The sequence below is a fragment of the Micromonospora coerulea genome, from assembly GCF_016598485.1.
GTDB classification, from domain to species: Bacteria; Actinomycetota; Actinomycetes; order Mycobacteriales; family Micromonosporaceae; genus Micromonospora; species Micromonospora coerulea.
Window position 1 is genome coordinate 20213 of sequence record NZ_JAEMUW010000008.1, and the last position, 26485, is coordinate 46697.

Below are 26485 nucleotides of genomic sequence, written 5' to 3' on the forward strand. Positions count from 1 at the left end.
CTTGTGACCCACACCTCACCCGGTGCACCATCAGACGCACGTTCGTTACCCGCCGGTAACAGGTGTCACGGCCCGGCGCGGGGCCCGCCACCGCCGACCGGCACCCCGAGGAGCAGCAGCCCCCGCCGAGGAGGAATCCGTGCAGGATCAGATCGACAACCCGGGACGTACCCGGTGGCGGCGCTTCGCCGCGATGATGGTGCCCGCGACGGCCGCGGTCGGCGCCATCCTGTTCGGCATGCAGAGCGGCGCCATCGCCTCCGACATCACCGTTTCCGGCCAGACCTTCAAGATCGGGGCCGAACGGCTGGAGGGCGACGGCTTCAAGCAGTACGGCGGCATCGTCAAGGAGAAGAACGGCAAGGTCCACCCGGTCGCGCTCTCCGAGATCAGCAGCGCCGAGCTGTACAAGCTCTGCCAGTCGGTCCGCGCAGACCTGCCCGGCCTGCCGGTGGTCCTCACCATCAACGCCGGGGATGACAAGCCAGCGACCGCCAAGGACCTGCTGATCGGGATGGACAGCCTGGGCGGCAACGCGACGTTCACCAACATCCGGATCGGCCGGGACGCCACCGACCTGAACGCGTCGGCGCAGGCCGGGTCGTTCGGTCAGGACGCCCAGCACGTCACCATCCGCGACCTGGAGCAGGTCTCCCGCTACACCACCGCCGCTACCTTTAACCTGACGGGGCTGCGGCTGAAGGTCAACGTCGGGGACGCCGCGAAGGGCAAGGAGTGCTTCTGAGCTGAGCCGCGGCCCGCGGCGGTCGCCCGCCGCGAGCCGCCTCCCTGTCCCTCGTTCCCCGCTCCGCCAGGAGGAGTACGTGACAACCGCCGATCCGCAACACGTCCGCGCCGGTGGCGTCGGCCGGGCGTGGCAGGGCTTCCGCCGCTGGCGGCGGAGCCGGCCGTTCTGGGGCGGCCTGTTCACCGCGCTGGCCGGGGTGGAGATGTTCGCCTCCACCCGGATGACGCTCAACGGCCTGAGCTTTCACAGCGGATCCACCGGGCTGTACTCGCTGCTGATCCCGGTCATCCTGCTCACCTGCGGGCTGCTGCTCTGGTTCAGCCCCGCTCAGCGGCTGTTCTACTCGATCGTCGCGGCGGTCACCACGATCTACTCGCTGATGGGGCTCAACCTCGGCGGCTTCTTCCTCGGCCTGCTGCTCGGCATGGTCGGCAGCGCCCTCGGTTTTGCCTGGACGCCGACCGCCCGGCCGGCCCCCGCGGACAGCGACGGCTCCGACGGGCCGTTCGTCCGGACCCCGCCGGACGCGCCGGCCACCACCGGGTCCGACGCCCCGGGCCTGGTCGACGAGTTGATGCCGGCCGACAGCCGGGGCGTACCGCGGCAGCGCGACGAGGCGACGCCGGCGTACTCCTCGGGGGAGCACGCGGGCGACGGCCGCCCGCGCGACGCGGCGCCGGCGACCGGTCCGGACGGCCCGCCCGAGCCGCCCGGCGGCTTCCGCGAACCCCGGTACTTCGCCGTGGCGCTGCTGGTGCTCGGTCTCTCCGCCGCCGGGCTGGTGGCCACCCAGCCGCAGCCGGTAAGGGCGGCCCCGCCGTCGCCCGCCACGACCGCCTGCCCGAAGCTGCCGGGGAAGGTCAGCACCCCGTCCCCCTCCGCCAGCCGCGCCGCCCCGTCGTCGGTGCCGACGGCCAGCCCGGGCCCGTCGGCGGGGGGCACCTCGGACGGCAACATCCTCACCGACATCCTGGACGGCATCGGGGACCTGCTCACGGGTGGGCGCCAGGCCGAGCCGAGCCCGACCCCGACCCCGGCTGCGAGCGCCACCCCCACCCCGAGTGCCGCGGCGGCCGGGCCGACCGCCGCGCCGACGCCGACGGCCACCGGGTCGGGAAGCGACTGCCCCGCCGGGAAACCCGCCAAGCCCGCCAAGCCCGGCACGGCCCGGCCCGGCCAGCTGATGCCGAAGATCGCTCCCGAGCCGGGGCAGCCGAAGGTGGCCCGGCAGCCGTCGAAACTGACCGGTTCGAAGGTCACCATGACGGGGCTGCGGTTCGAGGGGATCGTCGACCTGCCCACCTCGGACGGGACGCTGAAGGCACTGAAGTTCAGCATGGCCAAGGCGGTGACCGACGACTTCAAGCTGGTGGCGGACGGTCCGGCTGGCCGCAACCAGCAGTACGTGACGGACCGGCTGACCGTGCAGGGCGACGTGGCGTTCTACGCCACCCGCTTCGTCGGTCGGCTGCTCGGCATCAAGATCACCCTGACGCCGGACCTGCCGTTCCCGGACGGCATCCCGGTCACCTCGCCGATCCCGATCACCTTCACCAACCCGGTGATCGATCTGGCCTTTGTCGACTCCGACACGCTGACCGCCCGACCCTCGCTGGCGCTCAGCCTCTCCTGACCTTCGTCCCACCACCGCTGGCCGGGGGCGAGCACCCGCCCGCCCCCGGTTCCGCGGTCAGAGCCGGGCCAGCGCCCGGCGCAGCGGGTCGAGCCCCAGCGAGCCCAGGTCGAGCGCCTGGCGGTGGAACTCCTTGAGGTCGAAGTCGGCACCCTTGCGGGCCTTCGCCTCCTCCCGGGCCTGCAACCAGATCCGCTCGCCCACCTTGTACGAGGGGGCCTGCCCCGGCCAGCCCAGGTAGCGGTTCAGCTCGAAGCGCAGGTTCTCGTCCGGCACCCGGCAGTGCGCCCGCATGAACTCCCAGCCCAGCTCCGGCGTCCAGCGCTCACCCGGGTGGAAGCCGAACGGGTTGTCCTTCGGGATCTCCAGCTCCAGGTGCATGCCGATGTCGACGATCACTCGGGCCGCGCGGAACGCCTGCCCGTCCAGCATGCCGAGCTTGTCGCCCGGGTCCTCCAGGTAGCCCAGGTCGTCCATCAGCCGCTCGGAGTAGAGCGCCCAGCCCTCGCCGTGCCCGGAGACCCAGCAGAGCAGCCGCTGCCAACGGTTCAGCAGCTCGGCCCGGACCGCCGTCTGCGCCACCTGGAGGTGGTGACCCGGTACGCCCTCGTGGTAGACCGTGGTCACCTCGCGCCAGGTGGAGAAGTCGGTGATGCCCTGCGGCACCGCCCACCACATCCGCCCTGGACGGGAGAAGTCCTCGCTCGGGCCGGTGTAGTAGATGGCGCCGTCGCTGGTCGGGGCGAGGCAGCACTCGATCCGGCGGACCTGCTCCGGGATGTCGAAGTGGGTGCCGTGCAGCTCGCTGATCGCCTTGTCGGCGAGCGCCTGCATCCAGTCCCGGAACGCCTCCTTGCCCTGGATGGTCCGGGCCGGGTCCGCGTCCAGCGCCGCCACCGCCTCGTCGACGGTCGCGCCGGGGCCGGCGATCCGGGCGGCCACCGCCCGCATCTCACCCTCCAGCCGGGCCAGCTCCGCGAAACCCCAGGCGTACGTCTCGTCCAGGTCGACCTTCGCGCCGAGGAAGTACTGCGAGGCCAGCTCGTACCGCTCCCGGCCGGCGGCCTGCTTCTCCCGGCCCTGCGGGGCCAGCTCGCTGCGGAGGAACTCGCCGAACTGGGCGGTCGCCGCGGTGGCCGCCGCCGCGCCCTTGCGCAGCTCGGCGCCGAGCGTGCCGTCCGCCCCGAGCCGCTCGACCAGCCCATGGAAGAAGTTGTCGCCCTCCGGGTCGGTCCAGACGTCGCACTGCTTGGCGACCTCGACCAGCTGCACCCGGGAGCTGACCCGGCCGGCGGCGGCGGCCTCGCGCAGGGTCGTCTTGTAGCCCTCGAGCGCGCCGGCGAAAAGGTTGAGCCGGGCGGCGAAGTTCGCCTTGGCGTCGGCACCCTCGGTCGGCATCAGGTCGAACACCATGCGGATCTCGTGCAGCCCGCTGGCGATCACGTTGACCTCGCTGGTCGTCTCGCCGGCCTCGTGCCGGGCGAGCTCCAGACCGAGGCGCTCCTGCATCGCCTCCTTGGCGGTCCGCTCCGTCTCCGAGTCCGGCTCGGTCACGTCGAGGTCGGCCAGGGTGCGCCGGGTCAGCTCGGCGCGGGCCGCGTACCCGTCCGGGGAGAGGTCGTCGAGTTGGTCGTCGTAGCCGGCGATGCCGACGTAGGTGGCACCGGTCGGGCTGAGCGGGGCCCAGTCGGTCACGTACCGGTTCGCGAGGTCATCGATTCGTCCCACGCTGCGACCCTACGTGAACCGGCTGCCCCCGTGTCGCGCTGCGGGCCGTGTTCGGGGTGCCGGATCCGGCCCGTCGATGTGGCGCTGCGCACGAGGTCCGAAAAGCGCGGGACTTCGTCGTACCCCTGCGGCAGAGTGTCAGGGGTGACCGCCGCTACCACTCCTGACCGGGTCGCCCTCCGCAGCTGGCTGCCGGGCTTCCTGGCGCTCGCCGCGATCTGGGGCTCGAGCTTCCTGTTCATCAAGGTCGGCATCGAGGAGCTGCACCCGCTGCACCTCACCCTCTACCGGGTGGCCACCGGGGCGCTGACCCTGCTGGTGGTGCTCGCCGCGCTGCGCGACCGGCTGCCCCGCGAGCCCCGGGTGTGGGCACACCTGTTCGTGGTCGGCGCGTTCGGCGTGGCCGTGCCGTTCACCCTCTTCGGCTTCGGCGAGCAGCGGATCGAGTCCATGCTCGCCGGCATCTGGAACGCCACCACGCCGCTGATCGTGCTGCCGCTCGCGGTGCTGGTGTTCCGCACCGAGCGGCTCACCACCCGGCGCGCGGTCGGGCTCGGGCTGGGCTTCCTCGGCGTACTGGTGGTGCTCGGCGTCTGGGAGGGCGTGGGCGGGGCGCACTTCACCGGCCAGCTGATGTGTCTCGGAGCGGCCGCCTGCTACGGCGTCGCCATCCCGTACCAGAAGAAGTTCATCGCCGGCAGCTCCTACTCGGGCCTGTCGCTGTCGGCCGGGCAGTTGCTGGTCGCCGCGCTCCAGCTCGCGGTCGTCGCGCCGCTGGTGGCCGGGGCGCCGCCGGTGCCGACCTCGCTCTCCGGTGACGTGGTGGCCAGCGTGCTCGCGCTCGGCGCGCTCGGCACCGGGCTGGCGTTCGTGATCAACATGCGCAACATCCGGGTGGCCGGGGCGAGCACCGCCTCCACGGTGACCTACCTGATCCCGGTCTTCGCGGTGCTGGTCGGCGCGCTGGTGCTCGACGAGCGGCTGAACTGGCACCAGCCGGTCGGCGCGCTGATCGTCCTGCTCGGGGTGGCGATCGCGCAGGGCCTGCTCGGCCGCCGCCGGCCCGGGATCGCGGCCGGTCCCACCGTGTCAGCCGTCCCGACTGCCGAGCCCGCCGCGCACCGCTGAGCCCCGCTCCCCGTCAGGTCGCCGACCTGCCGGGAGCCCGGCGGGTGGGCGGGTCAGCGGCGGGTGCGGGTCCACTTGAGCAGGCGGTCGGCCTTCCAGGTGTTGACCACGCGGTTCGCCGGGACCCCGCACAGGGCCGCGCGCTCGCAACCGAACCCCTGCCAGTCCAGCTGGCCGGGGGCGTGCGCGTCGGTGTTGATGGCGAACCGGCAGCCGGCCTCCAGGGCGCGGCGGATCAGCCGCTTCGGCGGGTCCTGCCGCTCCGGCCGGGAGTTGATCTCGACCGCCACGCCGTGCTCGGCGCAGGCGGCGAAGACCGCGTCCGCGTCGAAGTCGCTCTCCGCCCGGGTACGCGGCCGGTGCGCCCGGTCGCCCGCCCCCTTCACCCCCACCGGCCGGGACGACACCATCCGGCCGGTGCAGTGGCCGAGGATGTCCAGGTGCGGGTTGGCGATGGCGGCCAGCATCCGGCGCGTCATCTTGCCCCGCTCGTCGTTCAGCCCGCTGTGCACCGAGCCGACCACCACGTCGAGGCGGGCCAGCAGCTCCTCCTCCTGGTCCAGCGAACCGTCGGCGAGGATGTCCACCTCGATCCCGGTCAGGATGCGGAAGCCCGCGGGCAGCGCCTCGTTCACCGCCGCCACCAGGTCGAGCTGCTTGCGCAGCCGGTCCGCGGTGAGCCCCCGGGCCACCGTGAGCCGCGGCGAGTGGTCGGTCAGCACCAGGTACTCGTGCCCCAGCTCGACCGCCGCGAGCGCCATCTCCTCCACCGGTGATCCGCCGTCCGACCAGTCCGAGTGGGTGTGGCAGTCGCCCCGCAGCGCCTCCCGCAGGGCCGCCGCCGCGGCGTCCAGGTCGGTGCCCTCGGTGGCCACCAGCCGGCGCAGGTAGACCGGCTCCTCGCCAGCCACCGACTCGGCCACGCAGCGGGCGGTGACGTCGCCGACCCCGGGCAGCTTGGTGAGCGTGCCGGCGCCGGCCCGCTCGGCGATCTCCTCCGCCGGCAGCGCGGCGAGCGTCTTGGCCGCCGCGCGGAACGCCCGCACCCGATAGGTGGCCTCGTTGGCCCGTTCCAGCAGGAACGCGATCCGGCGCAGGTCGGCGATGGGATCCCGGGCACTCATGACCTGCAACCTACGCGCCCGCGCGGGTGGGCGCGGGACGCCCGGCGACGGGTGTCGCGAGTGGATCCGTCAGCCGGCGCCGGAGGTCGTCGTCGGCGCCTTCGGGCAGCCGTGCCTGCGCTGCCACGCCACCACCTCGGCAGCCGGCGCGCGGTTGCCCTGTTTGCGCCACGAGTCCAGGTAGCGGGCCGGCCAGATCACGCCCCGCCGGATCCACCAGTCGTCGTGGCCACGGCACGCTGGCGAGATGCCGAAGTGCAGGTGGCACACGTTGTTCGCGTTGCCGGTGCGGCCCACCCGGCCGAGCTGCTGGCCGGCGCGGACCCGGACCCCGGCGTCGACCCCGGTCGCGACGACGCTCAGGTGCGAGCCGTAGTAGCGCACCCCGTCGTCGCCGAGCAGCGAGACCGACAGCCCGCCGTTGTACGGCCCCAGCGGCCCCCGCTTGTCGAACCGGTCAACCCGGCTCACCTCGAGGATCCGCCCGTCGGTGACCGCGACGACCGGCTCACCGCAGTCGGCGAAGATGTCCGTCCCCGGGTACACCGAGTGCGTCGGGTGGTAGGCGACGTTGCCGGCGCGGACCGGGAAGACGTGCCGCAGGTCGGTGCGGGTCGGCGTGGGCGACGGCGAGGCCGACGGGCGCCCGGGTGTCGGGACGGGCGCGCCGGACTGCTCCGCGGTGGCCACCGCGCTCGGCCCGTCCCACACGTTCGACGGCGTCGCGGCGGGCCGGGCGCCGGCCGCGCAGCCGGCGACGAGCGTCGGCGCGAGCAGCAGCAGGACCGGGCACGCGAAACGCGGGCGGCGTCCGATCGATGGCGAGCGCATCCGGTCATCCTGGCAGACCACTACCGTGGGGACGAACGCCGAGACCGCCGCCCGCCCTGGCCGTCGCACTGCGTGACGTGGGTGCGCCGAGGGTGGCAGCTACGGTCCGTGAAGGGAGGAGGGGCGATGACCGGATGGAACGGCGTACCCGGCGAGCCGGGCCCCAGCGTCGGCCCCCCGCCGGCGCGTACCCCGTCGGGGCTCTTCCCGTCCGGGCCGCCGACCCGGCCCAGCTGGCGTGAGCCGTACCCCGTCACCGGCGCCGGGGTCGCCGCCGGCGGCGCCACCGCGACGGTCTGGCTGCTCCTCTTCGGCCTGCTCGGCCGCGACGTGGCCAGCTACGCCTGGTGGACGCTGATCGCCGGCGGACTGGCCTGGCTGGCCGCCGCGGTGCTGGTGCGGTTCGGCGACCGGGGGGTCGCGACGGGGGTCGCCATCGTCACCGCCGGCGGCTGGAGCATCGCCGCCGCCGTGGTCGCCGTCCGCTGGGCGCAGAGCGGCAACTGGCCGCTCTGGTGACCGTGCGTGAGGGCGCGGCTGCGCAGCGAAGGCCACTTGACGTACGCGCCGTGACGGTTCACCCTCGGCGGTATGGCCTGGACCACCCCCCGGCTCGATCCCGAGCGGAGCCGCCGCCGCCTGCAGCTCCTCGCCGAGTTGGCCGGTGCCCGCTCGGTACGGCAGCGCCAACGGCCGCAGCGGGTCCGTACCGAACGACTGCGCGAGCTCATCGCCACCCGCCGCCGCATCGCCGGCTGATCCGACTTTCTCCCGGAATGACCGGCCCTTCGGGGCGTTGACCGGTCGCCTGCCGACCCGACCGGTTAACGTGCACGCGTGACGAGTCGGCGTGCTGCCGAGGCCAAATTGGGGGGACCGTGTCGTACTTCGCTGCTGCCGCAGTGCGCGTCGAGGGCGGCTGGTCCGCCGACGAGGTGAGCCTGCGAGGGGCCACCGACATCGACGAGGTAGCCGACCGGTTGCGCGACGTCGAGCCGGACGCCGACCTGTCCCTGCTCTTCGTCGAGGCCGACGACGCGTACCTGGTGATCCTGCGCCTGGACGAGGGGGAGGACCTGCGGATCTTCGGCTCCGACTCGGCGTACGCCGAGGAGTCCCGGTTGGGTGCCCTGCTGGTTGGTGACCTGAAGACCTCCGTCACCGGCGTGGAGGACGGCGACGAGCCGCGCCCGGCCGCCACCGGCGGGGACGAAGACGCCGAGCAGCCCGCGGTGGATCCGGAGGCCGACCCGGTCGGCGACGCGGACATCCTCGCCGACCTGGGCATTCCCGCCCAGAAGCTGCTCGCCCTCTGCGGACACGAGGGGATGCTGCCCGCCGACGTCACCGCAGAGATCTGCGAGGTGCTCGGCTGCGTGGACGAGATCGAGGCACTGCGTGAGGTCTGAGCCGTCCGGGCCGGTGCTGCCCGGCGGCGCGGAGCCGGCCGACGCCACCGACCCGGCGCTGGAGACCGTCCGACCGGGGCAGCCGACCCCGGGCTCGGTGGGCCGGGTCGGCCCGGGCGCGCACGAGGGACTCGCCGACGAGGGTGAGGCGGGCCGCCGGCAGCGGCACGAGCTCTGGATGCGCCGGGCGCTGGAGATCGCCGTCACCGGGCCGGACGACGGCGCCCCGGCCGGCACCGACGCGGAGCCCGCCGACGCCGGGGCCCTCGCGGACATCCCGGTCGGCGCGGTGGTCTACGGCCCGGACGGCGCCGAGCTGGCCATCGGCCGCAACGAGCGGGAGCTGACCGGGGACCCGACCGCGCACGCCGAGGTGCTGGCGCTACGCCGGGCCGCCGAGCGGCTGGGCCGCTGGCGGCTGGACGGCTGCACCCTGGTGGTGACGCTGGAACCCTGCACCATGTGCGCGGGCGCGATCGCGCTGGCCCGGATCTCCACGGTCGTCTTCGGCGCCTGGGAGCCCAAGACCGGGGCGGTCGGCTCGCTCTGGGACGTGCTGCGTGACCGCCGGGCCACCCACCGCCCCGAGGTGTACGGCGGGGTGCTGGAGACGGAGAACGCCGCCGTGCTCCGCGCCTTCTTCCGCTGACCGGTCCTGCGGTGCCGGCCCGCCGGTCAGGCGGGCACCGCGGCCGGGCGCAGCAGGGTCGCGCCGACCGCCCGCGCCGCCTCGGTCCACGGGGTGGGGCGCAGGGTCGCCGGGTCGAGTCGGACGATGGCCCGGCTGCCGGTGGCGTGGAGGGTGGCGCCGTCCACGGAGCGGAACTCGAAGGCGTACCGCGCGCTGCTGGTGCCGAAGTGTTCGAGCCAGAAACGCACGGCCACCGGTCCGGTGCCGGTGATCGGTGCCCGGTAGGTGATGGTGAACTCGCGTACCGCGTGGAAGACGTCGGGGGAGCTGTGTTGCCCGCCGCGGAAGGAGACGCCGCGATCGGCCCAGTACGGCGTCAGGGCCCGTTCCAGCAGCACCGCGTACCGGGCGTTGTGCAGGATGCCCATGGCGTCGAGGTCGTCGAAGTGCACCGTGACGTGCTCGACGTGACCGAACTCGACGGCGGGCTGGTCGATGGTGGCGTGGCTCATGACAGGCCTTCCGGTAGCAGGGTCGGATCCGGGCACAGTGCCCGGAGGCGGTTCAGCAGGCCTTGGCGGGCGTGCCGGTAGGCGGTGTCCGGGTCCAGCAACCGGGACCGCATCACGGCGTTGACCCCGAGCGCGTCGATCTCGTACGCCAACTGCTGGACGTCCACGTCGTGGGGGAGTTCGCCGAGCTCGACCGCCTCCTGGACCAGGCGCTCGAGGAACGCGGTCCAGCGGCCGAGCGCCTCGGCCAGCCGGTCCCGGACGGGGCCGGGTCGGGCGTTGTACTCGAACTCGGTGTTGGCGAAGAAGCAGCCCCCGGGGAGCACCCGGGCGGCGTAGAAGTCGATCCGGGCGTCGTGCAGCGCCCAGAGTCGCCGTACGCCCACCTGGGCGCGCAGGGCCGGGCCGATGATCCGCTCCTGCCACTGCTGCATGGCCCGGTCCACCGTGGCGAGCTGGAGGGCCTCCTTGGACCGCCAGTGTGCGAAGAGGCCGGACTTGCTCACGCCGAGGGTGTCGGCGAGCTGGGCGAGGGACAGCCCGTCCAGGCCGGCCTCCGTGGCCAGAACCACCGCGGCGTCCAGCGCCGCCGTGCGGGTGCGTTCGCCGCGTGCCACGCGGCCGTCCAGGGTCACGCCGGCAGCGTACCCAGAAATAAGCACGACCGGTCGTACTATTTCTGTGACGTGGAACGCACGCCGCCCCGCCACCGGGGGTGGCGGGGCGGTCAGGGCTCCGGAAGGGTCAGGCGATGGCGGTGTCGAGGGCGACCTCGACCATCTGGCTGAAGGTCTGCTCGCGCTCGGCGGAGGTGGTCTTCTCGCCGGTCTTGATGTGATCGCTGACCGTGAGGATGGTCAGCGCGCGGGCCTTGAACCTCGCGGCGATCGTGTAGAGCGCCGCGGACTCCATCTCCACGGCCAGCACGCCGTAGTCGGCGAGGGTGTCGTAGAGGTCCGGCCGGTCGGTGTAGAAGGCGTCCGCCGCCAGGATCGGCCCGACGTGCATCCTGATGCCGCGCCGCTCGGCCACCTCGACCGAGGTACGCAGCAGCCCGAAGTCGGCCACCGGGGCGTAGTCGATCAGCCCGTCGAAGCGCATCCGGTTCATGTTCGAGTCGGTGGACGAGCCGATCGCGGCGACCACGTCCCGCAGCTGGAGGTCCTCGGAGAGGGCGCCGCAGGAACCGACCCGGATCAGGGTCTTCACGCCGTACTCGTTGATCAACTCGTGGGCGTAGATGGAGGCGGAGGGCATGCCCATGCCGGAGCCCTGGACGGAGACCTCGACGCCGTTCCAGCGGCCGGTGAAGCCCAGCATGCCGCGGACCGTCGAGTAGCAGGTGGCGCCCTCGAGGTAGGTCTCCGCGATCCACTTGGCCCGCAGCGGGTCACCCGGCATCAGGACCCGCTCGGCGATCTCTCCCGGCTCAGCGCCGATGTGCGTACTCATGGCAAAGATCCTGCCAGGCCGGCAGCGGGGATACCGGTTCGGCGTCCCAACCCAGGTTCCTGTACCCTCGTCGGCGGTGGCGTGTCCGAGTGGCCTAAGGAGCACGCCTCGAAAGCGTGTGAGGGGGCAACCCCTCCGCGGGTTCAAATCCCGCCGCCACCGCTCGTGAGGTGCGAAAACGCCCGGTCGATCCGTGAGGATCGGCCGGGCGTTTTCGCTTGTGGTCTCAGTTTTGGTCTCAGTTCGCGCTCAAGAGCCCCTTTTCGGGTCCTCTGCCGGACTGTCCCACAGCAGTCCACCAACGCGCTGGGCGATGTCCCGACGCACCTGAGTGGTGAGGTGCTGGTACCCGAGGAAGGGGTTCAGGGTTCAAGTCCCAGGCCCCAGCCGGGCGGGGGCAGCCGAACGGCCATTGACCGCCCGCCGGCCGTCTGCTTGGCTGCGTCGCAGTTGACCTTGCGCACTCAATCTCTCACTGCGTTGGAGAATGTATGTCCCCCGTTGATGCCATCAAATCCGTCCTCTCCCAGTACGCCAGCTTTGGCGGTCGAGCTCGCCGGTCCGAGTACTGGTGGTTCTTCCTCTTCACCCTGATCCTCAGCGTCGTCGCCGGAATTCTGGACGGCGCGCTGGGGACCGACATCGGGTCGGGTCCGAGCTCGACCGGCGTCATCGGGCTCATCGTCAGCTTGGCCCTGCTGCTGCCGGGCCTGGCCGTTGCCGTGCGGCGACTTCACGACACCGACCGCTCGGGCTGGTGGCTGTTGATCGGACTCGTGCCTCTCGTGGGGGGCATCGTCCTGCTCGTGTTCTTCGTGAAGGACGGCACTCGGGGAAGTAACCGGTACGGTGCCGACCCGAAGGACGCTCCGCACGCCGCCGCCCCCAGCATGGCCTGACAGGGCCCATTGAGTGGCTGCTTGCTAGAGCTAAGCCAGCCCAGGAAGCCCATGCCGGCGGTTGACAGCGCACGACCGTCGCCGCCGGCGCCACTCAGCGGTCTTTGGCCAGCCCGAACAACTGTGGTCACGCCCGGACGATCCGCACGGATCGGCCGGGCGTTCTGCTTGTGGCCTCGAATGGGCTGAGGCCGCCAGCGACCCCGTTGTGCTGCGCCGTGATCCAGCGGCTGCTTCCCGAAGTGACCGTCACGATTCGGTCGCCAGCTGAAGCTCCCGCTCGTGGACGGCCGCCACCGACCCGGCTCCGCGGATCGGCGTGCACAGCCCGGCGATCGCGATCAGGAGGCACCCGACCCCGGCGACGAGGGCGACCGGGGTGACGCCGTACCGGCCGGTGGCCCAGGTCAGCACCGCGGCGCCGGCCGGCCCCAGCGAGTAGTGCGTGCTCCAGAAGGCGGACGTCACCCGCCCCAGCAGGTGATCCGGGGTGATCTCCTGGCGCAGTGACATGGAGCAGATCCCGCCGACGCTGACCCCACACAGGTACACCGCGGTCAACGCCGTGACCGCGGGCACGGTCCCCGCGACGCCGATGCCGAGGATGGCGAGGCCACACAGCGAGATCGCGCCGACCCAGGTGACGCCGAAGCCGCGCCGACGCCGAAGCGGCGCCGCCAGCAGCGCGCCGGCGATGGTACCCAGCGCCGCCAGCCCGAGCACGGTGCCGACCGTACGGTCGGAGCCGCCGAGATCGTGCTTCACGTGGTAGATGAGCACGTCGGTGAAGCCGAACGTCAGGAAGATGAAGACGGAGAGCAGGACGGTCAGCGAGCGGAGCGCCGGCTGCCGCCAGAGGAAGCGCGCCCCGGCCAGGAACTCGGCCAGCGGCCTCTCCCGCCCCGCCGCACCGATGGCCCCACCAGCGGCGACCGCCCCGCCGTCTCCGACCGGACCGCCGCCGCTTCGGACCGGTTGCCGGAGTCGGACGAGCCAGAGGCCGGCGGCGGACAGCGCGAAGCTGGCCGCGTTGATGGCGATGGCCGCGGTCGGGCCGAATCGGGCGGACACCACGCCGGCGAGCAGCGGCCCGCCCACGGCCGCCGCCGCGTACGTCGCCTGCAACCGCCCGTTGGCCTCGGTGATCTGGTCCCGGTCGACCAGGTTGCGTACCGCGGTCACCGCGGCGACCTGGAACACCATCCCGGCCGCTTCGCAGATCGGCAGCACGATGAAGATCAACCAGACCTGTGGGCCGGCGAGCCAGGCCAGGGGTACGAGGCTGTAGAGCACCAGCCGGGCCAGGTCAGCGGTGATCATCAGGCGGCGCCGGTCGTACCGGTCGACCAGGACGCCGCCGAAGACCCCCGCGCCGACGGACGCGACGCCGGCCACGGCGGTGAGCAGACCCATCCGCGCGACCGACCCGGTGGCCTGGAGCACGAGCAGCGGCATCGCGAGGTAGGCGAACGAGTCGCCGACGGCGGAGAGCGACTGGGCGATCCAGTACGTGCCGAAGTCTCGGTCCCGCCACAAGGGACGACGCACCGGACCGACGCGTGGGCTCACAAAGGCGAGCGTAGTGCCTCCCCCGGACAGAGTTGCGCTCTCGGCGGCGGCCGGCGACGGGTTCCCGCCGCTTCCGGGCGCCCCTCGTGGTGGTCCCGGCTGTGGCACGATCGCCGATCGTGCGCCCTCCGCTTGTCCTGCTGCTGGTGTCCGCCGCGGCGGCCGCGTTCTCGGTCCTGGCCACGCTGGTCTCCGAGTCGCGGGCCGCCCTCCAGTCCGGCCTCGTCGCCTCGGCCGCATTCCTCGGGTACGTGCTGCTGGCCGGCCGGGCGGCACCCCGCGTACGGTCCGCGCTGGCCACCGCGGTCGGATTGTTCGCCCTGGTCATGGCCGTGCAACTAGGGTGGCTCGCCGAGCAGCCGATGCGGAATGGCTGGATGGAGCCGTTCTACGCGCCCCTCGACGGCGGCGGGCCGGGGCTGAGCATGCGGCCGCTCCCGCCCGGGATCCTCGACCACTGGCGTCAGCTGATCGACCGGGAGCGGATCGCCGGAGTGGGACTTCTGCTCGGGGTGCTCTGTCTCGCGGTCGCGGTGCGCGCCCTGCCCGCACGGCACCGACCGAAGCGCACGCTGCTCGCCCGGATCGTCGCCGCGCTGCTGCTGGTCGTGGTCGCCGTGCACGTCTGGGACTCGGTCGACGACGCGCCGCTCTCCGGCGCGCTCGGTGCCGGTTGGCCCGCGCTGCTGGCGACCCTGGTCGCGGCGGGGGTGCTGGCGCTGTCCGCCGGGCGCGCGGACCGGCGCGCGCTCGTGCCCCTCGGGGCGCTGCTGGTCGCCGTGACGGCGGCCGTCGACCTCGCGCACATCACGGCGGGCTGGTCGTCGTGGCGGACGGCCGCCGACCACAGCCGGGACGCCTTCCTCCAGATCGGCACAGCCGTGGCGGCAGGCGGCTGGGCGGACGTGTCCGAGGCGGTCCGGGCGGCACTGGCCTTCGCCGGGCCGGCACTGCTCGCGATCGGCGCCCTGCACGCGTCCCGCGACAGCGACCTGACCGAACCACGCTAGCCCGGGGCCTGGGCCTGGCCGGCGCGAGCGGCGGGCCTACGCCGAGTCGGCGCGCGGACCGGCGGGCAGCTCCGGCGCCGCCGGCTCGGGCGACGTGCGTGGCCCGGCGAGCTGCCCCCGCTCGGCCGGTTCGGCGGCCGGTTCGGGCCGCTGGTCGGCGAAGAACTCCAACAGCTCCCGGTGCACGAAGAGGTAGCCGTCGCCGACGTCGCGCAGGAAGAGGCACTGCACCGCGTAGCCGAGGAACGGCAGCAGCGGGCGGGGCAGCAGGTCGAGCCGGGCGAGCCGGCGCCGGACCAGCCACTGCTCGGTGATCGGCGCTCCGGCGACCAGGAGCAGCGGCATGGCCGCGCAGGTGAGCCCGACCAGCAGGCCGTACCGGGCGGCGTCAGCGGGGGTGGCCTGGTCGGCGACGACGAGGGCGGCGGCGCCGCCGGTGAGCGCGCCGACGACGAGCGCGGCCCGGCCGGCGAGGGCGAGCCGGTGCAGCAGCAGCCCGGTGGGCAGCTCCCGCCGGGTGCCGGGCGGTCGGACGCCGAACAGCTGGAACATCACCGCCGCGCTGACGCCGACCGCGACCAGGGCCGCCACCAGAAAGCTCAGCCCGAAGAGCAGGCCGGCCGGTACGCCACCCGGCAGGCCGAACGCGAGGCCGACGGTCAGCCCGGCGAGTGCCAGGCCCACCAACGCCGTCCAGTCGATGCCGGTCCGCGGGTTGACCAGGTCCCGCAGACCATCCACCGACTTCCGCATCCACGGAGTGCGGTACTCCCGCAGCCCCTGCGTCCGCGGTCCGGCCGGGTCACCGAGGCGCAGCGCGTAGGCGATGGTGAACAGGTCGTCGTACCGGTAGGTGGTCGTCGCGGCGGCGGTGAGCAGGCCGCCGACCGCGCCGACCAGCGCGCCGCGCGGGCCGAGCAGGGCGTACCCGGCGGCGGCCAGGGCGAGGGTCAGGCCGGCGCAGGTCACCAGCCGGGCGGCGATGTCGCTGTCGAGCCAGCGCGGCGGGGACGCATCCGTCCCGGCGACCGGCTCGCGCGGGATCCACGCGTCGGAGACCGAGTCCAGCAGGAAGATGGTCTGCCGCCGTTCGCGCAGCTGCCCCGCCAGCACCGACAGGTACCGGACGGTCCGATCCGGGCGGTAGCGCGGGTGCGGGCGGTGGCGGAGCATGGTGTCGACGTACCGGGTGAAGAGGCGTTCGCGCCGGTTCTCGGCGCCGGCGCGCGCCGGGTCGGGGCCGTCGGCGTACGCCAGGGCCATGATGCTGAGCAGCAGCGGCGAGTCGGCGAACTGCCACAGCTCCGGGTCGGCGGCGAGCGCGGCGCGCAGCCCGGCCAGCCCGGGCCGATCGAGGTAGCGCTCGATCTGCGCGCGGGTCAGCGGCTGGATGGTGACTGTGCCGTAGAGCGGCAGCTGCCGGTGCAGCCGGTCGTACTCGGCAAGGCGGCAGCAGACGGCGATCGGGGTGAGTGGCTGCCGGGCGTGGAACGCGGCGATCGCCGCCGCACAGCCGTCCCGGTACTCCTCGGCGACCTCGTCGAGGCCGTCGAGCAGCGGGAGGATCTCTCCGCCGTCCACCCAGGCCGCCGCCTGCGCGTTCGGGATGCCGTACCGCTCGGTGAGCTGGTCGACCAGCCAGCGGTCCAGCGGGCGGCGGTCGGTGGCCCAGGAGCTGAGGTTGACCACTACCGGCACCGGCGCCTCCGGGTCGGCCTCGGCCCCGGCGAGCAGGTCCCGGGCGAGTTCCAGCAGTGTCGTCGTCTTGCCGGCACCCGGCGCGCCGAGGATCACCACCGCCCGGTCCAGCCGGTCGAAGAGCGCCGACACCGACGCCCGGTCGTCGAGCGCGCCGGTGAAGCCGTCCCGGCCGCTGGCGCGCAGGCTCCACGGGTGCCGGCGGTCGTCGGCGGTCGCAGCGATGCCGAGCTCGATGCGCGCCTCCTCGTACAGGGACCGGTCCAGGACGCTGGTGATCCAGTAGCGGCGGACGCGTTCGAGCAGCACGCGGCGGGCTCGCGCCGGGCTGGCGGTGGCGGCCAGCCGCGGTTCGCGGCCCCGGGTCGCCTCGATGACCACCAGGACCACCACCAGCAGGATGAGCAGCGGCCAGGCCAGCCAGAGGTACGGGGACGAGCCCTCGGGCAGCGCCCCGGTGGCGACGTTCGTGGCCACGCCCAGCAGAGCCACGACGATCACCGACAGGGCGACCATGATTACCCGACGCATGCGTCGTCTCTACCGTCCCCTGGGGACGATCCACAACCCGTGATCGGTCACTCCGTCCAGCGGCGCGGCCGTCAACCCCGGTCAGCAGGGGCCGTAGCCCTCGTCGAAGAGGCGGCGCGCCCACTCGGCGTACCCGGCGACGGTCTTGCGGACCGTCCGTCCGTCGTGCAGGAAGAGGTAGGCGCGGTCCCCGGTGCGGGCGAGCAGCCCGTCGAAGCGGTACGTCCCCTGTGGAGCGCGCAGCTCGGTGACCGACGGATAGCTCGCCCAGACCTGGTCGACCGGCGTGCCCACCGTGATCCCCTCGGGCGTGCTGACCTGGTCGTCGACCCAGAGCAGCACCAGGCGGTCGTCGACGAAGATCGGACTGACCGCGCCGGGCCCGGTGAGCGTCGGGCCGCACGCGTCGACCTCGGTGCGGAGCATGCCGCGGTCGGTCAGTTCCGCTTCGCTGTCGCCGAACTCGACGTCGCGCAGCCCGCGCAGGTCCATCACCTCGCCGGCGACGGCCGGCGCCGCGGATCCGGGTGGACGCGGACCGCTGCCGGCGATCGAGGCAGCCACCATCAGCGTGGCAATAAAAGCAAATTGTCGCAGTCTCATGGAATCCCCCAGTCCCCAACGGGACCGGAGCGTTCAGGTTGCTGCTCCGGGCCGGATTGCCGGTCTTCCCACTCCTCGGCCAGCTCGTCCCAGTAGTCCGCGGTCAGCCCGCGCCGGCCGTGGGCCAGCCAGCCGGCGGTGTCGCGTTCGAGATGCAGGCCGAGCTCGGCGAACGGGTCGATCCAGGGTCCCGGCTCGACGCCGAGCCGGGCGAGCGCCGCGTTGATCGGCCACTCGGCGCGCGGCCGGTCCAGCGTGCCGTCGAAGTGTGGCCCCCAGATCACCTCGCCGCCCAGCCACACCACCGACGACTGGTGGCCCAGCCCGCCGGCGAACTCCGCCTCCAGGTAGGCCACCGGCCCCCGCCGCGACCAGCGGGCCAGCAGCTCCGCCACCGCGGGCGAGAGGACGAGGTGGAACGGCTGCGCCGCGGACGGCTCCCCGGTCGCGAAGTTCGGCAGCGCGCCGGTCAGCTCCTCGACCAGCTGCGGGGTGACCGGGAGCAGCGCGAAGTCCTGCCGGAGCGCGGCGAGCACCGCGTGGTCCAGCCCGGCGGTCTGCTCGCGGAGCAGCTCGACGTCGGCAACGACCGCGCTGAGCTGGTAACTCATCCGATCCTCTCGCCGTCCACAGGCTGTGGATGGAACATGTGTACGACGGATTCGCCGCTGCCTGCCCGGGCCGCCGTACCGCAGATCATCGCAATCCCCTCCGTACCCGGAAAGGGGTCGGACCCCGGCGCAGCCGGCCCCCGCATTTCCGGTCGTCACCAGGCCGACATGCCGAGTGGTCCACCTGCGTTCAGTCGTGCTCGGGGATGCCGGCCACCCGGTGCGAGGCCGCGTGGAGAACCTCGGTCACGAGCCGACGGACATGCCCGCCTCGGGCGGTGTACAGGGCGCGGCGACCCTCGCGCCGTACCGCCACCAGCCCGGCCAACCGCAGCTTGCCCAGGTGCTGCGACACCGCCGGCCGCGCCACCCCCAGGGCCGCCACCAGTGCGGTCACGTCGTGCTCGCCCTCGACGAGCAGCCACATCAGCCGCAGCCGGGTGCCGTCGCCCAACATCCGCAACATCTCCGTCGCCGCCTCCACCTTGTTGTCGGCGGGGAGGCGTTGTTGCAGGTCATTGGCTTCTGCAAGGTTGTCGCGTGCGTACATGGGCACATATTATCGCCGGTGGCAGGCGGTCCGGATCTTCCGTGCCGGACGGGGTAGGGAGAACCGATGCGCGACCACGAGCACGGACACGGCCACGGGCCTGGCGAGTCCCACGGACACGACCACCACCACGGCGGCGGCCACCTCGCTCTGTGGTGGCGCCGGCTGCGTCACATGCTCGTGCCGCACTCGCACGACTCCCGCGAGTCGATCGATTCCGCCTTGGAGTCCTCCCGGGAAGGGCTACGGGCCCTGTGGATTTCCCTGGTCGGCCTCGGGATCACGGCGGTCGCCCAAGCGGTCATCGTCGTGCTGTCCGGGTCGGTCGCGCTGCTCGGTGACACCCTGCACAACGTCGCCGACGCCCTGACCGCCGTACCCCTCGGCATTGCCTTCCTGCTCGGCCGCCGGGCCGCTACCCGCGCCTACACCTACGGCTACGGCCGAGCCGAAGACCTCGCCGGCATCATCATCGTCGCGGTCATCGCCGCCTCCGCGGCCGCCGCCGCCTGGACCGCCGTCACGCGGCTGCTGCACCCGGCCGAGGTGACCCACCTGCCCTGGGTGGCCGCCGCCGGGCTCGTCGGCTTCGCCGGCAACGAACTCGTCGCCCGCTACCGCATCCGCGTCGGCCGGCGCATCGGCTCCGCCGCACTGGTCGCCGACGGCCTGCACGCCCGCACCGACGGCTACACCTCCCTCGCCGTCCTCGCCGCCGCCGGCGGCGCCGCACTCGGATGGCGCTGGGCCGACCCCGCCGTCGGCCTGGTCATCGCCGTCGCCATCACCTTCGTGCTCAAGGACGCCGCCCGCGAGGTGTACCGACGCCTCATGGACGCCGTCGACCCCGCCATCGTCGATCAGGCCGAGATGACGCTCCGGGATATCGACGGCGTGCGGGATGTCGCCGCGGTTCGGCTGCGCTGGATCGGCCACCGGCTGCACGCCGAAGCCGAGCTGGTCGTCGACGCGGACCTCAGCCTCCTCGCCGCCCATGAGATCGCCGCCGACGCCGAACACCAGCTCACCCACGCCGTACCCAGACTGACCAGCGCCACCGTGCACACCGACCCGCACAGCCACCCCGGCGGGCACCACCACACGGACCTGTCTCACCAGCGCCGCCAGGGCCTGCGCTGACCTCGATCAGCATCAGCGGTGCTGGTCGGCATCGCGGAGGAACAGCGCCGGGTGGGCGGTAGCGCTCGCCCTCGGCCTACGGCAGGGTGAAGCGCTCGGCCTGAAATGGTCAGACGTGGATCTGGACAACCGGGCGCTGACCGTGCGCGGGGCACTTTTCCGGCCGAAATGGCGACACGGATGCGACGGGAAGTGCGAGCGGAAGCTGCCCGGCAGTGCTCCTCGGCGGACTGCTCCGGGGCGACCCGCCGCGCCGGCCGGGGGAGATCGCCGAGCCGCCGCCGAACCGCCCGGAACAGGGCAGGTGAGACGACAACTGAGACGAGAGCGAGCGTAGAGACGAGTCAGGGCCGGTCCCCGTGGGGGCCGGCCCTGTCGTTTTCCTGCTCAGATGAGCGGAGGATACGAGATTCGAACTCGTGAGGGTGTTAACCCAACACGCTTTCCAAGCGTGCGCCCTAGGCCTCTAGGCGAATCCTCCGCGAGCAAGGATACAGGTCCCCGACGGCCAGGCCACCCCACCACCCCCTGAAGATCCACGCCGGGTCGGGTACGCTTGGGCTACCTCCCGTGCGGCGGTACCTCGTGAACCTCCCCAGGGCCGGAAGGCAGCAAGGATAAGCGAGCTCTGCCGGGTGCACGGGAGGCCTTTCTGTCTCCGGGTCCGGGTAACGTCCCTGCGGGTCAGGTCACGGGGTGGTGGGTGGTCACCCGCGCCTGACCGGCGCAGAATGGCTCGGTCGAGAGGAGGCGGTACGCGTGACGCTGGCGCTCTACCGCAAGTACCGGCCGCGTACCTTCGCCGAGATGATCGGCCAGGAGCAGGTCACCGAGCCGCTGTCACAGGCGTTGCGCAGCGGCCGGCTCAACCACGCCTACCTCTTCTCCGGCCCGCGTGGCTGCGGCAAGACCTCCAGCGCCCGGATCCTGGCCCGCTCGCTCAACTGTGAGCAGGGCCCCACCCCCGAGCCGTGCGGCAAGTGTGACTCCTGCCGCTCGCTGGCCACCGACGGTGCCGGCTCGATCGACGTGATCGAGATCGACGCGGCCAGCCACGGCGGTGTCGACGACGCCCGCGAGCTGCGCGAGCGTGCCTTCTTCGCGCCGGCCAACAGCCGCTTCAAGATCTACATCATCGACGAGGCGCACATGGTCTCGACCCAGGGCTTCAACGCCCTGCTCAAGCTGGTCGAGGAGCCCCCGGAGTACGTCAAGTTCATCTTCGCCACCACCGAGCCGGAGAAGGTCCTCGGCACGATCCGGTCGCGGACCCACCACTACCCGTTCCGGCTGTTTCCGCCGAAGGTGGTCCGCCCCTATCTGGAGCAGCTCTGCGAGGCGGAGGGGGTCACCGTCGAGCCGGCGGTCTTTCCGCTGGTGGTGCGCGCCGGAGGCGGCAGCATGCGGGACAGCCTCTCCGTGCTCGACCAGCTCATCGCCGGCGCCGGCCCGGAGGGGGTCAGCTACGCCCGGGCCGTCGCGCTGCTCGGGGTCACCGACTCCGCGCTGATCGACGAGATGTGCGACGCGCTGGCCGCCGGTGACGGCGCGGCCGCGTACGCCACCGTCGACCGGGTCGCCGAGGCCGGGCACGACATGCGCCGGTTCGCCTCAGATCTGCTCGAACGGCTCCGCGACCTCATCGTGATCCAGCAGGTGCCGGACGCCGCCGCGAAGGGCCTGATCGACGGCCCCGCCGACCAGATCGAGCGGATGGCCGCCCAGGCCGCGCAACTCGGGCCGGGCACGCTGTCCCGCTGCGCCGACATCGTGCACGACGGCCTGGTGGAGATGCGCGGCACCACCGCGCCCCGCCTGCTGCTGGAGCTGATCTGCGCCCGGATGCTGCTGCCCGGCGCGGACGACTCCACCGGCGGCCTGCTCCAGCGCCTGGAACGGATGGAGCGCCGGCTCACCCTCGGTGGCGGCGAGCTGCCGCCGGCCGCCGCCGGGTCCGCGCCGGTCGCTCCCGCCGCTGGCGTACGCCAGGAGCCGCCCGCCCCGATCGCGGCTGCCGCCGCGCCCCACCCGGAGACCGCCGGCACGCCGGCGGCTGCCGCCGCCCCGTCCGGGGTGGCCGCCGCCCGCGCCGCCGCCGCGGCCACCGGCTCCCGTCCGACCCGGGTCACGCCGGTTGCGGACCTGGCCGAGGCGTCCCCGGGCGGCTCCGCCCCGGCGGGCCCCGCCGATGACCCGACGTCCGTTCGCCGCCCGGTGCCCCCGGCGGCGGTGCTGCCCGACCCGGCCACGCCCGAACCGCCCCGCCCCGGTGCCGGCACGTCCGGCGCGCTCGACGCGGTGGCGGTACGCCGGGTCTGGCCGGAGGTGGTCGGCAAGGTCAACCGGAGCAACAAGCGGATCGCCGCGCTGATGCGCGACGCGGTCGTCCGGGAGTTGGACGGCGACACGCTGGTGCTGACCGTGAAGTCGACGGTGCTGGCGAAGATGATGTCCGATCACGCCCCGGTGCTCACCGACGCGCTCTACGAGGAACTCGGCGGCCGCTGGCAGATCCGCTGCGAGGTGGCCGGCGAGCGGGGCGGGGTGTCGCTCGGCGGCGGGCCGCGCTCCACCGCCCCGGCCCGCCCGGCCACCCCACCACCCGCGTCGCCCGGCGGCCCGACCGGGCCCGCTACCGCCTCCGGCGCCCCGACCGGCGCCGCTCCCGGCGGCCCCGCGTCCGGCGGCGCCGCGTCCGGTCCCGTCGCCGACGCCCCGACCGGATCGGCATCCGCCAGCGCTTCCGGTGGTCCGGTCGGGTCCGGGTCCACTTCCGGTGGCCCGGCCGGGCCCGGGTCAGCTTCCGGTGGTTCGGCGGGGTCCGGGCCGGCCTCCGGTGGTCCGGTCGGATCCGGGTCCGCCGATGGCGTCGGTCCCGGTGGCCGGCCGTCAGCAGCTCCTGGCCCCGCATCCTCGGCGGAGTCCGGGCGCGGTGCCACCCCCGGCGGGCCCGGTCCGTCGAGCGCGCCGTCGAGTGGCCCGCCCGCGGGTGCTCCGACAGTCACCGTCGAGGAGGACTGGCCCGAGCCGGCCCGTCCCGGTGGTGGCGCGGGCGGGGATACGGACTGGCCGGAGCCCGCCCGACCCGGTGGTCCGTCAGCCGCCGGTGGCGCAGTGGACTGGCCGGAGCCGGCCCGCCCGGGTGGCGCGGCAGCCGCACCGACGACGGGCACCCCCGTCGCGCCGGCGGCGACGACCGCCGCGCCGGTCGTACCGAAGCCGGCCGCTCCCCAGGCCGGGCCGGCGGCGAGCCGGGCCCCGGTGAGCAGCGCGATCGCGGCGGCCCGGGCGGCCGCGGCGGCGGCCGGGACGGGTGCCACCAAGGGGGCGCGGCCCGCGCAGCCGGCCCGGAAGACCGCGGACGCGGACTGGGCCGGTGAGCCGCCGTACGACCCGGACTACGACGGGCCGATCCGCGGCGGTGCACGCCCGGCCGTGGCGGCTCCGGCGGCCCCGGCGTACGAGGGCTTCGACCCGGGTGACGAGCCGCTCGACGAGGTGATCGACGAGCGGACCGCTCGGCAGTCCAGCGAGGAGCAGGCGGTGCAGCTGCTTCGGGAGGCGTTCGGGGCCGAGAAGATCGACGAGGTGGACGCGCGCTGAGCGCGCGTCGGCCGCCGAGAACGTGCGCCGCCGCCCGGCTAGGCTGGGCGGCGGCCGAGCAGACGAGTGCGAGAAGGAGCCATCAGTGCGCCCAGGTGGACAGCCGAACATGCAGCAGATGCTGAAGCAGGCGCAGAAGATGCAGCAGCAGATCGCCAAGGCTCAGGCCGAGCTGGCCGACGCCGAGCTGACCGGCACCGCGGGCGGTGGCCTGGTCACCGCGACCGTCGCCGGCACCGGTGAGCTGAAGTCGATCAAGATTGACCCGAAGGCGGTCGACCCGGAGGACGTGGAGACCCTGGAGGACCTGGTCGTCGCGGCCGTGCACAACGCCGCCGAGGCGGCCCGCGAGCTGACCGAGCAGAAGATGGGCCCGGTTACGGGCGGCATGGGCGGCCTCGGCCTGCCCGGGTTCTGAGCCGGCAGATGTACGAGGGTGCCATCCAGGACCTGATCGACGAGTTGGGGCGGCTGCCGGGCGTGGGCCCGAAGAGCGCCCAGCGGATCGCCTTCCACGTCCTGTCGGCGGATCCGGCCGACGTGAACCGGCTGGCCGGCGCGCTGCGCAAGGTCAAGGAGCTGGTGCGGTTCTGCACCACCTGCTTCAACGTGGCCGAGTCGGAGCAGTGCCGGATCTGCCGCGACTCGCGGCGCACCGACGAGGTGCTCTGCGTGGTCGAGGAGCCGAAGGACGTGGTGGCGATCGAGCGGACCGGTGAGTTCCGCGGGCGCTACCACGTGCTCGGCGGCGCGATCAATCCGCTGGAGGGGATCGGCCCGGACAACCTGCGGATCCGTGAGCTGATGACCCGGCTGAGCGGCGGCACGGTGCGGGAGCTGATCCTTGCCACCGACCCGAACACCGAGGGCGAGGCGACCGCGACGTACCTGGCGTTGATGGTCAAGCCGATGGGAATCTCGGTGACCCGGCTGGCCAGCGGGCTGCCGGTCGGTGGCGACCTGGAGTACGCCGACGAGATCACCCTGGGCCGGGCGTTCGAGGGCCGCCGGGCGGTCTGACCGACGCGTAGGCCCTGGCCGGCACCCTCCTGAGGGTGCCGGCCAGCTTCGTCCGCGTACCCGGTATGTGGGATGAGTGCCGAGCGCCACGTGCCGGGCAGCGGGTCCGCCAGCTGGGCGGTTTGTAGCGATCCGTCCGATCCCACGATCGGCCTCCTGCTGTGACAGTCCCGTTTGTCTGGAGATCCGGCGCTGTCAGACCCGGCTACTTGGTGTCGGCTTGATAGCGATTGGCTCACGGGCGTTCCGCTTCTGTGTGTCGTGTCATAGCCTCCCGCTCACGGACTGAGCCACAACTCGGCGTGGTCATGCGCATGACAGAGGTGAGAGATGCAGGCAGGCAGGCTTAAAGCGGCCGTGGCCCTCGCGGCCGCTGCCGCTCTGGCGGTCGGGGCGTCCGGCTGCGCCAAGAGCGAGCGCGACGATGCGGGCGGTGGCGCCAAGACTGGTGGCACCTTCGTCTTCGCGGGGGCCGGTGACCCGAAGAACTTCGACCCGATCTTCAACGACGACGGTGAGTCGTTCCGGCCGATCCGCCAGATGTACGACACCCTCATCCAGAACAAGCCGGGCACGGCCGATCTGCAGGGCGCCCTGGCGGAGAGCTGGGAGCACGACGCCGAGGGCAAGGTCTGGACCTTCAAGCTCCGCAAGGGCGTGAAGTTCCACGACGGCACCCCCTTCAACGCGGCCGCGGTCTGCTTCAACTTCGACCGCTGGTTCAACATGAAGGGCGCCGCCGCCCAGTCCCAGATGATCTACTACTCGGACGTCTTCGGCGGCTTCGCCAAGAACGAGGCCGAGGGCGTCGGCAAGCCGGTCTACAACAAGTGCGAGGCCAAGGACGACGGCACCGCCGTCGTCACGATGAACCAGTACAAGGGCGCCTTCCCCGGTGCCTTCGCGCTGACCGCGCTGTCGATCGCCAGCCCCGAGGCGCTGAAGAAGTACGACGCCGACGCGGTGAAGCAGAACGGCGACTCCTTCGAGTACAGCGCGTTCGCCAACGAGCACCCGGTCGGCACCGGCCCGTTCTCCTTCGGCGGGTGGGACAAGGCCAAGGGTGAGATCACCCTGAACCGGAACCCCGACTACTGGGGCGACAAGGCCAAGGTCGACAAGCTCGTCATCAAGGTCATCAAGGATGAGAACACCCGCAAGCAGGAGCTGCGCGCCGGCACCGTCCAGGGCATCGACTTCCCGGCCCCGGCCGACCGCAAGGCGCTCTCCGGTGAGGGCTTCCAGGTTCTTGACCGCCCGGCGTTCAACATCCTCTACCTGGGCTTCAACCAGAAGAACCCGAAGCTGAAGGACCTGCGGGTGCGGCAGGCGATCGCCTACGCCCTCAACCGTCAGCAGCTCGTCCAGACCAAGGGCCCGGGTGGCACCAAGGTCGCCGATGAGTTCATGCCGGACACCGTGCTCGGCTACGCCTCCGACGTGCAGAAGTACGAGTACAACCCGGAGAAGGCCAAGCAGCTGCTCAAGGACGCGGGCGTGCAGAACCTGACGCTCAACTTCTACTACCCGACCGACGTCTCCCGGCCGTACATGCCGAACCCGCAGGAGATCTTCACCGTCCTCGCCAACGACCTGCAGGCCGTGGGCATCAAGGTCAACGGTGTGGCCCGCCCGTGGAACGGTGGCTACAAGGACGACGTGCAGCAGTTCGGCAAGCAGGACCTGCACATCCTCGGCTGGACCGGTGACTACAACGACCCGGGCAACTTCGTCGGCACCTTCTTCGGTCGCGGCAAGGTCGAGTTCGGCGACCAGGCGATGACCGAGATGTTCGACGCCATCACCAAGGCCGACGGCACCGTCGACGAGGCCGGCAAGAAGGCCGCCTGGGAGCAGGTCAACCGCGACATTGCCGCCAAGTGGCTGCCGGCCGTGCCGATCTGGCACGCCCCGCCGGCCATCGTGGTGACCAAGGACGTCAAGGGTCTGGTCGCCAGCCCGCTGACCGACGAGCGGTTCAACACGGTCAGCGTCGGCTGAACACGACACTGATCCGCTGACGCCGTACGCGGAATCGGCCCGGGCCGGGCACAC

Annotated in this window: 25 protein-coding genes, 2 tRNA genes and 1 other RNA gene; 16 read left to right on the top strand and 12 right to left on the bottom strand. The window is 72.9% G+C overall.

From position 1 onward, the window contains the following. The first annotated feature begins 139 nt into the window (after positions 1-139). Positions 140-745 (top strand): DUF6230 family protein, encoded by a 606-nt coding sequence (locus I8N68_RS12670; RefSeq protein ID WP_200210129.1) that lies wholly within the window; start codon positions 140-142, stop codon positions 743-745. A gap of 79 nt (positions 746-824) precedes the next feature. After that, entirely contained in the window at positions 825-2381 is a 1557-nt protein-coding gene (locus I8N68_RS12675; RefSeq protein ID WP_200210130.1) for a DUF6114 domain-containing protein, read from the top strand. Positions 2382-2438: 57 nt separating this feature from the next. Here I8N68_RS12675 and I8N68_RS12680 read toward each other — a convergent pair whose 3' ends face one another. Further along, complete coding sequence (locus I8N68_RS12680) at positions 2439-4109, bottom strand: DUF885 domain-containing protein (RefSeq protein ID WP_200210131.1); 1671 nt, start codon at positions 4107-4109, stop codon at positions 2439-2441. Positions 4110-4253: 144 nt separating this feature from the next. Between I8N68_RS12680 and I8N68_RS12685 the strand changes: the two genes are divergently transcribed. Next, a complete protein-coding gene (locus I8N68_RS12685) occupies positions 4254-5237 on the top strand; it encodes a DMT family transporter (RefSeq protein WP_200210132.1) in 984 nt (327 codons plus the stop codon). A gap of 53 nt (positions 5238-5290) precedes the next feature. On the opposite strand, the gene I8N68_RS12690 is transcribed toward I8N68_RS12685, so the two are convergent. Further along, a complete protein-coding gene (locus I8N68_RS12690) occupies positions 5291-6361 on the bottom strand; it encodes a PHP domain-containing protein (RefSeq protein WP_200210133.1) in 1071 nt (356 codons plus the stop codon). Between the two features lie 69 nt (positions 6362-6430). After that, positions 6431-7192 carry a M23 family metallopeptidase gene (locus tag I8N68_RS12695; RefSeq protein ID WP_200210134.1) on the bottom strand — a complete coding sequence of 254 codons (762 nt, stop codon included), beginning with the start codon at positions 7190-7192 and terminating at the stop codon, positions 6431-6433. A 126-nt stretch (positions 7193-7318) separates the two neighbouring features. On the opposite strand from I8N68_RS12695, the gene I8N68_RS12700 reads away from it, so the two are divergent. The 4 genes from I8N68_RS12700 to I8N68_RS12715 all read left to right on the top strand — a co-directional run bounded on the left by I8N68_RS12700 (position 7319) and on the right by I8N68_RS12715 (position 9250). Continuing rightward, positions 7319-7711: a hypothetical protein gene (locus I8N68_RS12700; protein ID WP_200210135.1), complete on the top strand. Its 393-nt coding sequence runs from the start codon at positions 7319-7321 to the stop codon at positions 7709-7711. Between the two features lie 72 nt (positions 7712-7783). Then, a complete protein-coding gene (locus tag I8N68_RS12705; RefSeq protein WP_200210136.1) occupies positions 7784-7951 on the top strand; it encodes a hypothetical protein in 168 nt (55 codons plus the stop codon). A gap of 119 nt (positions 7952-8070) precedes the next feature. Next, positions 8071-8601: a tRNA adenosine deaminase-associated protein gene (locus I8N68_RS12710; RefSeq protein ID WP_200210137.1), complete on the top strand. Its 531-nt coding sequence runs from the start codon at positions 8071-8073 to the stop codon at positions 8599-8601. Beyond that, the gene (locus tag I8N68_RS12715; protein WP_200210138.1) at positions 8591-9250 is read left to right on the top strand and encodes a nucleoside deaminase; all 660 of its coding nucleotides are present in this window, start codon (positions 8591-8593) and stop codon (positions 9248-9250) included. The genes I8N68_RS12710 and I8N68_RS12715 overlap by 11 nt, the downstream gene beginning before the upstream one ends. A 26-nt stretch (positions 9251-9276) precedes the next feature. Here the strand turns inward: I8N68_RS12715 and I8N68_RS12720 are convergent, their stop codons facing one another. The 3 genes from I8N68_RS12720 to deoD form a co-directional block, all read right to left on the bottom strand. Further along, entirely contained in the window at positions 9277-9744 is a 468-nt protein-coding gene (locus I8N68_RS12720; RefSeq protein ID WP_200210139.1) for an acyl-CoA thioesterase, read from the bottom strand. Then, the gene (locus I8N68_RS12725) at positions 9741-10379 is read right to left on the bottom strand and encodes a TetR/AcrR family transcriptional regulator (RefSeq protein ID WP_200210140.1); all 639 of its coding nucleotides are present in this window, start codon (positions 10377-10379) and stop codon (positions 9741-9743) included. The genes I8N68_RS12720 and I8N68_RS12725 overlap by 4 nt, the downstream gene beginning before the upstream one ends. 109 nt (positions 10380-10488) lie before the next feature. After that, the gene (gene deoD, locus I8N68_RS12730) at positions 10489-11196 is read right to left on the bottom strand and encodes a purine-nucleoside phosphorylase (RefSeq protein WP_200210141.1); all 708 of its coding nucleotides are present in this window, start codon (positions 11194-11196) and stop codon (positions 10489-10491) included. Between the two features lie 75 nt (positions 11197-11271). Between deoD and I8N68_RS12735 the strand changes: the two genes are divergently transcribed. Then, positions 11272-11358 (top strand) — tRNA-Ser (locus I8N68_RS12735). Positions 11359-11687: 329 nt separating this feature from the next. Continuing rightward, a complete protein-coding gene (locus I8N68_RS12740; protein WP_200210142.1) occupies positions 11688-12095 on the top strand; it encodes a DUF805 domain-containing protein in 408 nt (135 codons plus the stop codon). A 249-nt stretch (positions 12096-12344) separates the two neighbouring features. Here I8N68_RS12740 and I8N68_RS12745 read toward each other — a convergent pair whose 3' ends face one another. After that, entirely contained in the window at positions 12345-13664 is a 1320-nt protein-coding gene (locus tag I8N68_RS12745; protein WP_200210143.1) for an MFS transporter, read from the bottom strand. Positions 13665-13783: 119 nt separating this feature from the next. On the opposite strand from I8N68_RS12745, the gene I8N68_RS12750 reads away from it, so the two are divergent. Beyond that, a complete protein-coding gene (locus I8N68_RS12750) occupies positions 13784-14674 on the top strand; it encodes a hypothetical protein (RefSeq protein WP_200210144.1) in 891 nt (296 codons plus the stop codon). Between the two features lie 36 nt (positions 14675-14710). Here the strand turns inward: I8N68_RS12750 and I8N68_RS12755 are convergent, their stop codons facing one another. The 4 genes from I8N68_RS12755 to I8N68_RS12770 form a co-directional block, all read right to left on the bottom strand. After that, entirely contained in the window at positions 14711-16903 is a 2193-nt protein-coding gene (locus I8N68_RS12755; protein WP_200210145.1) for an NACHT domain-containing protein, read from the bottom strand. 81 nt (positions 16904-16984) lie between these two features. Then, complete coding sequence (locus I8N68_RS12760) at positions 16985-17470, bottom strand: hypothetical protein (protein ID WP_200210321.1); 486 nt, start codon at positions 17468-17470, stop codon at positions 16985-16987. Between the two features lie 32 nt (positions 17471-17502). Next, the gene (locus I8N68_RS12765; RefSeq protein ID WP_200210146.1) at positions 17503-18117 is read right to left on the bottom strand and encodes a hypothetical protein; all 615 of its coding nucleotides are present in this window, start codon (positions 18115-18117) and stop codon (positions 17503-17505) included. A gap of 190 nt (positions 18118-18307) precedes the next feature. Next, positions 18308-18667: an ArsR/SmtB family transcription factor gene (locus tag I8N68_RS12770; protein WP_200210147.1), complete on the bottom strand. Its 360-nt coding sequence runs from the start codon at positions 18665-18667 to the stop codon at positions 18308-18310. A 66-nt stretch (positions 18668-18733) separates the two neighbouring features. Here I8N68_RS12770 and I8N68_RS12775 point away from each other — a divergent pair, with 66 nt between their 5' ends. Then, positions 18734-19807, top strand: coding sequence for a cation diffusion facilitator family transporter (locus I8N68_RS12775; protein ID WP_200210148.1), 1074 nt, complete (start codon positions 18734-18736; stop codon positions 19805-19807). Between the two features lie 396 nt (positions 19808-20203). Here I8N68_RS12775 and I8N68_RS12780 read toward each other — a convergent pair. Beyond that, a tRNA-Ser gene (locus I8N68_RS12780) sits at positions 20204-20288 on the bottom strand. An 81-nt stretch (positions 20289-20369) separates the two neighbouring features. Here I8N68_RS12780 and ffs point away from each other — a divergent pair. The 5 genes from ffs (at position 20370) to I8N68_RS12805 (ending at position 26431) form a co-directional block, all read left to right on the top strand. Beyond that, an RNA gene (ffs, locus tag I8N68_RS12785) (signal recognition particle sRNA small type) lies at positions 20370-20459 on the top strand. Positions 20460-20566: 107 nt separating this feature from the next. Next, positions 20567-23410 carry a DNA polymerase III subunit gamma and tau gene (locus I8N68_RS12790; RefSeq protein ID WP_200210149.1) on the top strand — a complete coding sequence of 948 codons (2844 nt, stop codon included), beginning with the start codon at positions 20567-20569 and terminating at the stop codon, positions 23408-23410. Positions 23411-23519: 109 nt separating this feature from the next. Continuing rightward, the gene (locus tag I8N68_RS12795) at positions 23520-23828 is read left to right on the top strand and encodes a YbaB/EbfC family nucleoid-associated protein (RefSeq protein WP_234039590.1); all 309 of its coding nucleotides are present in this window, start codon (positions 23520-23522) and stop codon (positions 23826-23828) included. An 8-nt stretch (positions 23829-23836) separates the two neighbouring features. Beyond that, the gene (gene recR, locus I8N68_RS12800; RefSeq protein ID WP_200210151.1) at positions 23837-24430 is read left to right on the top strand and encodes a recombination mediator RecR; all 594 of its coding nucleotides are present in this window, start codon (positions 23837-23839) and stop codon (positions 24428-24430) included. Positions 24431-24760: 330 nt separating this feature from the next. Then, on the top strand, positions 24761-26431 hold the full coding sequence (locus I8N68_RS12805) for an ABC transporter substrate-binding protein (protein WP_200210152.1): 1671 nt from the start codon (positions 24761-24763) through the stop codon (positions 26429-26431). Positions 26432-26485 lie beyond the last annotated feature (54 nt).